The sequence below is a fragment of the Bradyrhizobium sp. S3.2.6 genome, from assembly GCF_040546885.1.
Classification (GTDB): Bacteria; Pseudomonadota; Alphaproteobacteria; order Rhizobiales; family Xanthobacteraceae; genus Bradyrhizobium; species Bradyrhizobium cytisi.
The window spans coordinates 202,860-214,646 of the sequence record NZ_JBEPOS010000012.1 but is presented as its reverse complement, the minus strand read 5'-3'; the positions used below and the strand labels follow the sequence as shown (position 1 = coordinate 214,646).

Below are 11,787 nucleotides of genomic sequence, written 5' to 3'. Positions count from 1 at the left end.
GCCCGCCGGCCTCCCGTCCCGGCGGGTAGCTTGAATCACCAAAACGCTGATTTGTGAATCCCCAACGATTCAGTCAGATGGGCTAACGCTCTAGCGGCGCGCTCCATTGCTGCTCTGGGCAGCAGGAGCGTTCTGCTCGTCAACCTTCGCCTCGTTCCACAGCGCATCCATCTCCGCCAGCGATGCCTGCTCCAATGTCCGGCCCTGCGCCTCCAGCGCCCGTTCGATGAACGCAAAGCGCCGCTCGAACTTCGCGTTGGTCGCGCGCAACGCGGCTTCCGGATCGGCGTCGACATGGCGGGCGAGGTTGACGAGGGCGAACATCAGGTCGCCGGTTTCTTCTGCGATCTCCCGCTTGTCGTTGCGGTCGAGCGCCGCCTCGATCTCGTCGGCTTCCTCGCGGATCTTTTGCAAGACTGCGCGCGGATCGTTCCAGTCGAAGCCGACGGTCGAGGCCTTGCGCTGCAGCTCCATGGCGCGCGTCAGCGCGGGCTGGCCGGCCTTGACGCCCGACAGCAGCGATTTATGCGGCGGCGTTGCCTCCGGCGGCCGGCGCGCGGCGCGCTCGGCCTTCTCTTCGGCCTTGATGCGGTCCCAGACTTCCTTGACGTGGGAGGCGGCGAGATTGCCGTCCTTGTCGGCGAAGACGTGGGGATGACGGCGGATCATCTTGCGGGTGATGGCCTCGACGACATCGCCGAATGCAAACGCGTTCCGCTCCGAGGCCATCTGGGCGTGGAACACCACCTGCAGCAGGAGGTCGCCGAGCTCCTCCCTGAGATCGTCGAGATCGCCGCGGTCGATGGCGTCCACCACCTCATGGGCTTCCTCGATCGTGTAGGGCGCGATGGTCGCGAAATTCTGCTCGAGGTCCCAGGGGCAGCCGGTCACCGGCGTGCGCAGCGCGGCCATGATCTCGATCAGGCGGGAAATGTCGCGGGAAGGGGTCATTGCGGGGCAGTCTCCTGGGTCCAGAACCTTATGCCAAAAGCGGGCCGCCGATCCCAGCACCGGCATGCGGAACAGGCCAATTTCCACCGATTGGCGGGCCGCTTCCGCAGTGCTAAAGCGCGGGCCATGAGTGACGCATTTTCATCACAAACCGCGCTGGTGCTGTTCTCCGGCGGCCAGGATTCCACCACCTGCCTCGCCTGGGCGCTGAGCCGATTTGCGCGCGTGGAAACGCTGGGGTTCGCCTACGGGCAACGCCACGCTGTCGAGCTCGATTGCCGCGACCAGTTGCTCGAGGGCATCAAGGGTCTTCGCGCGGATTGGGCCGCAAAGCTTGGCGAGAGCCATACGCTGTCGATCCCGACGCTGGCGGCTGTCTCCGAGACCGCGCTGACGCGCGATGTCGCGATCGCGATGGGCGCCGATGGATTGCCCAACACCTTCGTGCCCGGCCGCAATCTGGTGTTCCTGACCTTCGCCGCGGCACTGGCCTACCGGCGCGGCATCACAGACATCGTCGGCGGCATGTGCGAGACCGACTATTCCGGCTACCCCGATTGCCGCGACGACACCATTCGCGCGATGCAGGCCGCGCTCTCGCTCGGCATGGCCCGCAAGTTCGAACTGCATACGCCGCTGATGTGGATCGACAAGGCCGCAACGTGGAAGCTGGCGCATGACCTCGGCGGCGCGGGACTCGTCGATCTCATCCGCGAGCAGTCGCACACCTGCTATCTCGGCGAACGCGGCGCGCGGCACGAGTGGGGTTATGGCTGCGGGGAGTGTCCGGCGTGCAGCTTGCGGGCGAAGGGGTGGCAGGAGTTTGTGGCGGGAAGGTAATTCCGCCGTCATTGCGAGGAGCCCTTGCGACGAAGCAATCTAGACTGCCTCTACGGAGAGATTCTGGATTGCTTCGCTCCGCTCGCAATGACGGAGGCCTACCGAAAATCCTCGTCCCGCAGCTCGATCGGCTTGCCGTGCGGCGTGCGATCCGCCGCATGGTCCCAGGCGTCGCGATAGCGATGCAGCGTCTCCGTCGATGCGACGCCTTTGCGCGCCACCAGCCCTTCCAGCGTCGCGAGCCAGTGCAGATAGTAGGTCTCGCCGGTGTCGGGGTCGCCGGCGGCCTGCGCGCGCTTGATTTCGGAGGCCAATGCTGCGGCCCATTCCGGCCAGGTGAACACGCCGCGGTCGTGCAGCGTCAGTGCCATCGCAAAGGCATGCGCTTCCCAGGGCGCGCGGAACACCGGGCCGTCGTCATCGCGCGGAATGCTCGGAACGGCCGCCGTCGCGGCGGCAGCAGCCTTGCTGCTCATCACGCCGGATCCAGATACGGCTCGAACGCGTCGATCGACACCTTCAAGGTCGGATCACCATCCGCGCCCCAGAGATCGCGGCCTTCGAACACGACCGTGTAGAGCCATTGCGGGTTCTCGCCGAGCTCCATCGCCGCCGAATCCGGAAACACCTGGCAGCCGTGGTTCAGCTCGACCACACCGACATGCCCGCGCACATAGCGCGGCAGCCGTGTGTGCGTGGTCGGATGGATGTTTTTCGCACGGACACGATCGCCGATCCTGAACCTGGCGGGCGCAGGCGCTGGGCGGGCGAACTTGCCGCGCACCATGATGCGCTCGACATTGGCGAGGTCGAACTTGCCATGCTTGAGCGCCTTGCCGGGCTGCATCGCATGGCCGGCGGCGACTTCCTCGCGGGTGAGGTAGCCCTTCTCGATCAGCATCTCCTCGAGACCGAGGAACCATTTTTTGTAGTAGGAACTGGAGAGGTAGACATGCGGCGGCAGCGTCTCGCGATAGAAGCGCGAGGTGTCGATGTTGAACGCGCCGGCCGCGCCCATCGCGCGCACCATCGCCAGCACGCGGGACTCCCACGCCTCGTGGAACATCGGCTCGTTCGGCTCGGGCTCGACCTTGCCAAAACCGTCCATGCCGCCCATGTCGTGCACGCCGTTCACGACGGGGCTCCGGGCGTCCTGGGGAATCCCGTACCGATCATCGAGTCTCGCGTAACGAGGCCGGCGAGCTGCTCCTCGCTCCAGCCTTCCGCGCCCGCGGGGCGCATCGGCAGCACCAGGAAGCGCGTCTCTGCCGTGGAATCCCAGACCCGAATTTCCATGTCCGTCGGCAGCGTCACGCCGAAATCGGCAAGCACGCCGCGCGGATCCCTAACCGCGCGCGAGCGGTAGGGCGAGGCCTTGTACCAGACCGGCGGCAGCCCGAGCATTTCCCAGGGGTAGCAGGAGCACAGCGTGCACACGACCATGTTGTGACGCTCGGGCGTATTCTCGACCACGACGAGATGGTCGCCGACGCGGCTGACATGGCCGAACGTTCCGATCGCCTTGCTGCCGTCCTCCAGCAGCGCCTTCTTGAACGCCGGATCGCTCCAGGCCTTGGCGACGACGCGCGCGCCGTTATGCGGACCGATCTTGGTCTCGTAGGCCTGGATGATGGCGTCGAGCGCGGCCGGCTCGACATAGCCTTTTTCGGTCAGAATCGTCTCGAGCGCGCGCACGCGCAGCTCGGTCTCCGACAGTTCCGAATGATCGTGGTCGTGGTGATGATGGTGGTCGTGATCGTGGCTCATGGCGAAAGATTAAGCGAAACCTTCCCTGCCTGTCGAGGGTTCGTTGCAGCGCAATCCAGCCACGTATTCGTGACGCCGTTTGTGCGCTACGATCAGGCAAAAATCAGCTTCGGAGACGCGCCATGAAGGACTTCGTCAAGATCGAGAAGGGCCTCGGTCCCGAGGGGCGGATCGCGGTGGTGCGGTTCGACCGCCATGATGGCATCAACGCCTTGTCGCCGGAGGCGATGCGCCAGCTCACGGCGGCGGCGCGCAGCTTCGAGGATGATGCGGCGACGACCGCCGTGGTGTTGACGGGCAATGCGGGCGCATTCAGCGCCGGCTTCGACCTGAAGGACGCCGAAGGGCGCTCGCGCAAGGAGATGGATCTTGGTGCGCTGCGGCGGCATCTCAAGCTCGGGCCGCGGCTCACCCATGCTTGGCATGAGATGGAGCAGATCACCATCGCTGCGATCGAAGGCTTTTGCGTCGGCGGCGGCGTGGCGCTGGCGGTCGCGCTCGACTTCCGCGTGATGGGCAGCGACGCGCATCTGCGCGTTCCCGAGATCGGGCTCGGCATGAACATGAGCTGGCAGAGCATCCCGCGCATGCTGCATCTGATGGGGCCGGCCCGCACCAAGCAGGCGGTGATCCTGGCCGACGAGCGCATTTCGGCTGACGAGGCCTATCAATGGGGCCTGGTGGAGCAGGTCGTCGATCCCGGCAAGGCGTTCGACGCGGCGATGGAGCTCGCGTGGAAGGTCGCCGCACAGCCGCCGCTCTCGGTCGCGATGACGAAGCTGACCGTCAACCGGCTCGCGCATGCGCTCGACGATCTCGCCAGCCACATGGATATCGACCAGTTCGCGCTGGCGAGCCTCAGCGAAGACCACAAGGAGGGCGTCGAAGCGTTCCTGACGCGGCGCAAACCTAAGTTTAGAGGAAGGTAGCCAACCCTTTCTTTACCGCTTTGCGCAGGAGAGACGCGCCGCAAACCCATTCTCAATGCCGCCTGCGATATCCACCCCGCATGTTTCTGCCCAGGGGTGGGCGCTTGTGGTTAAGGGATTGCAGCCATGGCATTGCGGGGCATGTTGGGATCGGCGCGGACGCGAACCATCGCCGCGACCGGTGCCATTCTCGTTGTTGGGCTTTCGCTGACCTTCGCGGCGCGCGTGCTGTCCGAAAGGATGCTTGCCGCCGACATGCAGCGCCGCTTCAGCGCCGACGCCGCCGATATCTCCGCAGCCGTCGGTGAACGCCTGCGCACCCATGCCGAGGTGCTGGTCAGCATGCAGGGGCTCTATGCCTCGATCGGCGGCACCGTCGACCGGGCGCAGTTCCGCCGCTACATCGACGTGCTCGACCTCGGCCGCCGCTATCCCGGTTTCCAGGCGCTGCAAGCGCTCCGTCATGTCACACCAGACGGTCTCGACGCATTCCTTGCCGAAGTGCGCGCCGACGGCAGCGTGGATTCCGCAGGCCAGCCCGATTTCGCGCTGAAGCCGCCCGGCAAGCGCGCGGTCTACGACATCGTCGAATTCGTCGAGCCGATACGCGGCAATGAGGATGCGCTCGGCTTCGACGCCGCAGCCAATCCGGCGCAACTCGATTCCCTGCGGCGCACGGCCGAGACGGGCCGCATCGTCGCGACACCGCCGGTCAAGCTGGTGCAGGATCGCTCGGGCGGCCTCGGCTTCATCCTGCGCGCACCGATCTATCGCGCGGGCGAGCCGGCGCAGACCCCGTCGCAGCGCGTTGCCGCATTGCGCGGTTTCGTCGCCTCGGTCTATCGCATGAACGATCTGATGCGCGGCGTGCTCGATCCGCGCTCGCTGCAGCAGATGCAGGTGCAGATCGTCGATCGCGGCTATGCCAAGCAGGCCAGGGACGGCACCATGAGCGGCGAGGCGGAGGACCCGACCGCGGCCTCGACGCTGATGTACAACAGCACCGAGCCGAACGTCAGCCTGGTCTCGCAAGTCGCCGAGCCCGGCGGCGTCGCGGCCGATCGTTCGCTGGTCGTCGGCGAGCGGGTCTGGCGCCTCGTGTTCAATGCCCGGCCGGGATCGATCTATGCGGTCGACCATGTCGTGCCTGATCTGGTGCTCGCCAGCGGAGCCGTGATCACGCTGCTGATCGCGTTGATTGCGGGCATTGGCCTCCGCTCGCGCCGGCTGTTTGGGAACCTCATGGCGCTCGACGCCGAGCAGCGCGCACTGGTCGACAATCCCCTGGCCGGCATCCTGTTCACCCGCGGGCACAAGATCCTGCGCAGCAACCGGCGCGTCGCCGAGTTGTGCGGACGATCGTCCGACGAGCTCCAGAACGAAACGGTGGAATCGCTGCTCGCATCCGACGCCGACAGTCAGGTCTTCGGCGCGACGCTGACCAAGATCCGCGACAGCGCGATGGCGAGCGCCGCGCAGCTTCACCTGCGCCGCAAGGACGGCTCCACGGTCCTGATCGACGCCTATGGCAAGCCGCTGCCCTCGGGGCGCGGCGGCGAGGGCGAGATCCTCTGGATCGTCCAGGACAAGACCGACGTGATGCTGGCGGAAGCCGAACGCGCCGAGCATGCCAGGCAATTGCAGGACACCAACGCGCGGCTGACGTCATCGCTGAAGGCATCCGAGATCCGCACCAAGGAAATCGCGCTTTTGACCGAACTCTCCGGCGTGCTCCAGTCCTGCCAGAAGCCGGACGAGATCTTTGCGGCTGTGGAAACCTATGCCGGCTTCCTGTTTCCCGACGAGGCCGGTGCGCTGTACCTGATGAACGATGCCCGCGACGGCGTGACCCGCGGGCCGCGCTGGGGCGAGGTGACCTCGACCGCGCAGGCATTCGCTCTCGACGATTGCTGGGCGTTGCGCCGCGGCACCAAGTTCCCGGTCTCGGAGGCGAGCCAGGGCCTCGTCTGCGGCCACGCCTGCTGCGAGGCCGGAATCGGCACTTACCTCTGCCAGCCGCTGATCGCGCAGAACACGCTGCTCGGCGTGCTCTATCGCGAGGCCGCCGGCACGTCGTTTGCCGACGATACCGATCAGCTCGCAACGATGCTGGCCGAGCAGATTTCGCTGGCGCTCGCCAACCTGCAGCTTCGCGAGCAGTTGCGCAGCCAGGCCATCCGCGACCAGCTCACCGGGCTCTACAACCGCCGCTTCCTCGAGGACGCGCTGGCGCGTGAATCCGGCCGTTCGATGCGCACCGGCGAGACGATGGCGCTTTTGATCATCGACGTCGACCATTTCAAGAAGATCAATGACACCTTTGGCCACGAGTCCGGCGACGCGGTGCTGCGTGAGCTCGGCACTGTGCTCGAGAAGACGATCCGCAAGACCGATATCGTCGGCCGCTTCGGCGGCGAGGAATTTTTGGTGCTGATGCCGGGCGCCGATATCGATGCCGCACTCGCGCGCGCCAATGCCGTGCTCGATGCTGTCAGGGCGATGCATGTCGACATCCCCAACGGCGCGCCGCTGCGCAACATCACGGCGTCGATCGGCCTGGCCGTGACGCCACTCCATGTGCCGAAGGGCGACATGCTGGTGGCGGCCGCCGACGCTGCGCTGTATCAGGCCAAGGGGCAGGGCCGTAACCGCGTCGTCGAATCCGACCGCCGCTCTCTCATGGCACCGCCGGCGCCGCTCGCCAAGACGGGGACAGACGGCTAGGCGGCTTCGCGCAGGCATTGAAACGCCCGCCGATCTGTGCCGTAACAGGCTTTGGCGGCAGCGGCTCGGTCAGCGATCCCGCGCGCGCCGCGGGAGGGACCGGGAATGCATCGCTGGAAGCTGATCGCGCCGCTGGTGGTATGGCTGGCGATTTATCTGTGGCCAGTGCCGGCAGGTCTCAACGTCAATCAGTGGCACTATTTTGCCGTGTTCGCGGCCGTCATCACCGGGCTGATCCTGGAATCGATGCCGGTCGGGGCGGTCGGCCTGATCGGGCTGACGGTCGCCGGCGTCGGCGGCTATATCGATGCCGATCCCGGCAAATCGCTGCGCTGGATGCTCGCCGGCTTTGCCGAGAGCACGGTGTGGCTGATCGTCGGCGCCTTCGTGTTCTCGATCGGCTATCGCAAGAGCCAGCTTGGCCGGCGCATCGCGCTGGTGCTGGTGCGGCGCCTCGGCACCAACACGCTCGGCCTCGGCTATGCGGTCGCGATGTCGGACTTCCTGCTTGCACCCGCAACGCCGTCCAACACCGCGCGCAGCGGCGGCATCGTCTATCCCATCATCAGCAACATCCCGCGCATCTACGGCTCCGAACCGGGACCGACCGCCGGCAAGATCGGCACTTACGTGATGTGGACAGCCTTCGCGGCGACCGCGATCACGAGCTCGCTGTTCTTCACTGCGCTGGCACCGAACGCAGCAGCACTCGCGATCGCCAAGAAGACGGTCGGCGTCGATGTCAGTTGGGGCCAGTGGTTCATCGGCTTCGCGCCGCTCGGCATCCTCCTGATGATCCTCGTGCCGCTGCTCAGCTACGCGATCTGCCGGCCGGAGGTGAAGCGCAGCCCCGAGATTTCCGAATGGGCGGCGAAGGAGCTCGCGGAGATGGGGCCGATGTCGCGCAACGAGTGGATCATGCTGGTGCTGATTATCCTCGCGATGTTCCTGTGGATCGCGGGCTCGAGCCCGGACATCCACGTACCCTTGCTCGGCTCGAACTTCGTCAATGCCACGACCGTCGTCTTCATCGTTATCTCGCTGATGCTGGTCACCGGCGTGATCGAGTTCGCCGACATCGTCAGCGAGAAGAGCGCCTGGGAGGTCTTCTTCTATTTCACCTCGCTGTTGACGCTGGCTTCGGGACTGAACGAGATCGGCTTCATCAAATGGTTCTCCAATGAATTCGCCAAGCCGCTCACAGGGCTCACGCCATCGACCGCGATGATCCTCTTGGTCGCGCTGTTCTTCTGGATCCACTATTTCTTCTCGAGCATCACCTCGCATGCGGCGGCCGTGCTGCCGGTGGTGCTCGCTGTCGGCTCCGGCATCCCCGATCTGCCGGTCCCGACGCTCGCCGCGCTCTGCATGTATTCGCTCGGCCTGATGGGCGTGATCTCGCCTTACGCGACAGGGCCGGCGCCGATGTATTACGGCAGCGGCTATATCGGAAAGCGCCAGTTCTGGGGTTTTGGGCTCATCTTCGGACTGCTTTATTTCGCCGGGTTACTTGTGATTGTGATGCCCTGGCTAGCAATGGTCCGGTGAGCTCTGCCGCAGGCGGATACCCCCGGCAGATGAATTTTCTTTCCAGCCGGGGGATTGGGAAAACTTCGCCCAACTCCCCGCAAATATCTGAAATTGCAAGAAAGACCGGAAAAGGCGATGGTGTGTTGCAGCGCAGCGTCGCCGTTGGGCGACTGCCTTGTTCCACCCTCCGTCGCTTGGACAGCGAGAGACCTTGTTTTCGTGCGCCTTCCGGGCGGACGAGCTAAATATCGTGCATGAAAGCCGCTTCCATGAATGCGCACCCATCGCTGGTGATCGGAGAGCCGGTCGAGATCCAAGACGCCGCGGCTCAGCCGGAGGCGATGGTCCGGTTCGAGAATATTTCGAAGACCTATCCGGCCTATCGCGGCAAGCCCGGCGTCAACGCGCTGCAAGGCATCGACTTCGAGATCGCGCGCGGTTCCATCACAGGCGTGATCGGCCGCTCCGGCGCCGGCAAGTCGAGCCTGGTCCGGCTCATCAACGGCCTCGAGAAACCCACGACGGGCCGCGTCGTCGTCGATGGCAAGGATATCTCGGCGCTCACGGGGCGGGACTTGCGCCTGGCGCAGCGCTCGATCGGCATGATCTTCCAGCACTTCAACCTGCTGTCGTCGCGCACCGCGGCTGACAACATCGCGCTGCCGCTGGAGATCGCCGGCTGGTCAAAAGTCGACATCCGCGCGCGGGTGGCCGAGTTGCTCAACCTCGTCGACATCGCCGACAAGCACGACCGCTACCCCTCAGAACTGTCCGGCGGCCAGAAGCAGCGCGTCGGCATTGCCCGGGCGCTGGCGACGCGGCCGAGCGTGCTGCTGTCGGACGAGGCGACCTCCGCGCTCGATCCGCAGACCACGCGCGCCATCCTCGACCTGCTCGCCAACATCAACCGCGAGCTCGGGGTGACTATCGTGCTGATCACCCATGAAATGTCCGTGGTGCGCCAGCTCGCCAAGGAAGTCGTCGTGCTCGATGCCGGCTACGTCGTCGAGGGCGGCCACGTCGCCGATATTTTCATCCACCCCAAACACCCGATCACGCAGTCCTTCCTGGCCGAGGTCACCGGCGACAGCCTGCCGGTCTCGCTGGCCAGCCGGATCGTGCAGGAGCCGGGCAGCCAAGCCGTGATCCGTGTCCAGGTGCGCGGGGCAGGGGCCGGCGACACGCTGATCGCCCGGCTCGCCCGCGAGCTCGGTCTCGATGTCTCGGTGCTGTCGGCGCGTATCGACGAGGTCGGCGGCCAGCACGTGGGATCGCTGGTGCTCGGCATACCTCTTAGCATTTCTCGCAGCGAAGACGCGGCAACGCGCACGCTGGCCTGGCTGTCTCAATATCAATTCTCGGCGGAGCGTCTCGGCTATGTCGCCTGAACTCGTCAATCTGATTATCCAGGCGACCTTCGAGAGCCTGTACATGGTCGGCATCGCGGCACTGCTCGGCACCGCCTTCGGCCTGCCGCTCGGCGTCTTCCTTGCGACCAGCCGGAAGGGCGAGCTGTTCGCAGCTCCCGCCGTCAATCGCGTGCTTGGCATCGTCGTCAATGCGACGCGCTCCACGCCCTTCATCATCCTGGTGGTCGCCATCATCCCGTTTACGCGGCTGATTGCCGGCACCTCGATCGGCTCGACCGCGGCGATCGTGCCGCTGACGATCGCGTCGGCGCCGTTCATCGCGCGGCTTGTGGAAGCCGCGATCCGCGAGGTCGATGGCGGCCTGATCGAGACTGCGTCCTCGTTCGGGGCCTCGCCGATCCAGATCGTGTTCAAGGTGCTGATCCCCGAGGCGCTGCCCGGCCTGCTGCTGGCGCTCACGCTCGCAGTCGTCAGCCTGCTCGGCTATTCCGCCATGGTCGGCGCCGTCGGTGGCGGCGGGCTTGGCGATCTCGGCATCCGCTACGGCTACCAGCGCTTCATGCCGGAGATGATGCTGGCCGTCGTGGTCGTGCTGATCGCGCTGGTGCAGCTGGTCCAGAGCGCCGGCGATTATCTGGCTCGCCGGGTCAACCGCCGGCTGCGGCACCGCTGACAGGAGTCAGGCGGCAAGTTTCGCGCGCCGCAACGTCTCCGAGGGAAGCTCGGAGAAGTGGCGCTTGTAGTCGAGCGAGAACTGGCTGAAGTGCCAGAAGCCATGCTGCACGGCGACGTCATAGACTGACGTCCCGGCGCCGCGCTTGAGGTCGCGACGGACCCGGTTCAGCCGCATCGCGCGCCAATAATGCATCGGGCTCGTGCCCAGAACTTCCTGGAAGCAATAGCCGAGCTTGCGTGGGCTGGCGCCGACGGTCTTGCAGACCTCAAGCAGGGAGAGGGAGCGGTCGCCGCTGCCATGCATCAGCGCGCGGGCGCGGTCGACGGTGCGCTTGCGCGCTGCAGCGCTGCGGCCGGGATCGGCAGAGCGCGCCGTCGGCAGCATGTCCATGATCTCGACGAGGAGGGCATCTTCCAGCGCCTGCCGGGCGGCCGGATCGTCGAAACGCCCGGGCGCGCTTATGATCGTCTCCTGGATCGCCGTGAGAAGCTGGCGCAGCCGCGCGACCGGCGCATCGGCCATCTCCATCGCCCGCAGCTGGTGCCAGACCGCGCGTGGCAGCTCGATGTCGAGGTTGGCAGCCAGCTCCTCGATCAGCGCCGCGCTGGTGACGACGCCGCGAAACTCGAACGCTTTCGGCGTGCACATGTCGACCTCGGCGTCGATGCAGGCGATCACCTGGGTGCCTGCGACGCTGGCGCCGTTGCAATTGATCTCGCCGTCGCCGTGCCAGCGCAGGCCGATGCCAAAGCTGCCGGCACCGAGCTGGCCGTATTGGCGGACCTGCTGGCTGGTGATCTCGCGAAACACCTCGACGCGCGGCAGGGAGAGCTGGGTAAAGCTTCCCGCGAATGCGCCGGCACTGATCTGGTCGTAGCTCAGCCGCCAGCGGCCGAGCGCCGCGCAATGCTCGTCCACATCGTTGCTATTCGCCTGAAACAGGCTGGCAGCCGAGTCTTGAATCGGAAGAGTTGCGCTTAAGGCCATGACAATACGTCGG

The 11,787-nt window shown here is 65.8% G+C and carries 11 protein-coding genes; 6 read left to right on the top strand and 5 right to left on the bottom strand.

The window, feature by feature from the left end:
* Window positions 1–90: 90 nt before the first annotated feature.
* A complete protein-coding gene (gene mazG / locus ABID58_RS22070) occupies window positions 91–951 on the bottom strand; it encodes a nucleoside triphosphate pyrophosphohydrolase (RefSeq protein ID WP_354034573.1) in 861 nt (286 codons plus the stop codon).
* Between the two features lie 126 nt (window positions 952–1,077).
* Between mazG and queC the strand changes: the two genes are divergently transcribed.
* Entirely contained in the window at window positions 1,078–1,791 is a 714-nt protein-coding gene (gene queC / locus ABID58_RS22065) for a 7-cyano-7-deazaguanine synthase QueC (protein WP_354034571.1), read from the top strand.
* A 98-nt stretch (window positions 1,792–1,889) separates the two neighbouring features.
* On the opposite strand, the gene ABID58_RS22060 is transcribed toward queC, so the two are convergent.
* Genes ABID58_RS22060 through nthA form a run of 3 tightly spaced genes read right to left on the bottom strand, consistent with a single transcriptional unit; the run spans window position 1,890 to window position 3,558 of the window.
* Entirely contained in the window at window positions 1,890–2,267 is a 378-nt protein-coding gene (locus ABID58_RS22060) for a nitrile hydratase accessory protein (RefSeq protein WP_354034568.1), read from the bottom strand.
* Window positions 2,267–2,926, bottom strand: a complete 660-nt coding sequence (gene nthB, locus ABID58_RS22055; protein ID WP_354034566.1) for a nitrile hydratase subunit beta — start codon at window positions 2,924–2,926, stop codon at window positions 2,267–2,269. The genes ABID58_RS22060 and nthB overlap by 1 nt, the downstream gene beginning before the upstream one ends.
* Window positions 2,923–3,558: a nitrile hydratase subunit alpha gene (gene nthA / locus ABID58_RS22050; RefSeq protein WP_354034564.1), complete on the bottom strand. Its 636-nt coding sequence runs from the start codon at window positions 3,556–3,558 to the stop codon at window positions 2,923–2,925. Before nthA ends, nthB begins: the two co-directional genes overlap by 4 nt.
* A gap of 122 nt (window positions 3,559–3,680) precedes the next feature.
* Here nthA and ABID58_RS22045 point away from each other — a divergent pair, with 122 nt between their 5' ends.
* The 5 genes from ABID58_RS22045 to ABID58_RS22025 all read left to right on the top strand — a co-directional run bounded on the left by ABID58_RS22045 (window position 3,681) and on the right by ABID58_RS22025 (window position 10,784).
* Window positions 3,681–4,487: an enoyl-CoA hydratase/isomerase family protein gene (locus tag ABID58_RS22045; RefSeq protein WP_354034562.1), complete on the top strand. Its 807-nt coding sequence runs from the start codon at window positions 3,681–3,683 to the stop codon at window positions 4,485–4,487.
* Between the two features lie 126 nt (window positions 4,488–4,613).
* A complete protein-coding gene (locus ABID58_RS22040) occupies window positions 4,614–7,211 on the top strand; it encodes a diguanylate cyclase (RefSeq protein WP_354034560.1) in 2,598 nt (865 codons plus the stop codon).
* Window positions 7,212–7,316: 105 nt separating this feature from the next.
* Window positions 7,317–8,759, top strand: coding sequence for a DASS family sodium-coupled anion symporter (locus tag ABID58_RS22035; protein ID WP_354034558.1), 1,443 nt, complete (start codon window positions 7,317–7,319; stop codon window positions 8,757–8,759).
* 251 nt (window positions 8,760–9,010) lie between these two features.
* Entirely contained in the window at window positions 9,011–10,129 is a 1,119-nt protein-coding gene (locus tag ABID58_RS22030) for a methionine ABC transporter ATP-binding protein (RefSeq protein ID WP_354034556.1), read from the top strand.
* Entirely contained in the window at window positions 10,119–10,784 is a 666-nt protein-coding gene (locus tag ABID58_RS22025; protein ID WP_354034555.1) for a methionine ABC transporter permease, read from the top strand. The genes ABID58_RS22030 and ABID58_RS22025 overlap by 11 nt, the downstream gene beginning before the upstream one ends.
* Before the next feature lie 6 nt (window positions 10,785–10,790).
* On the opposite strand, the gene ABID58_RS22020 is transcribed toward ABID58_RS22025, so the two are convergent.
* Entirely contained in the window at window positions 10,791–11,774 is a 984-nt protein-coding gene (locus ABID58_RS22020) for a helix-turn-helix domain-containing protein (protein WP_354034553.1), read from the bottom strand.
* Between the last annotated feature and the right edge of the window lie 13 nt (window positions 11,775–11,787).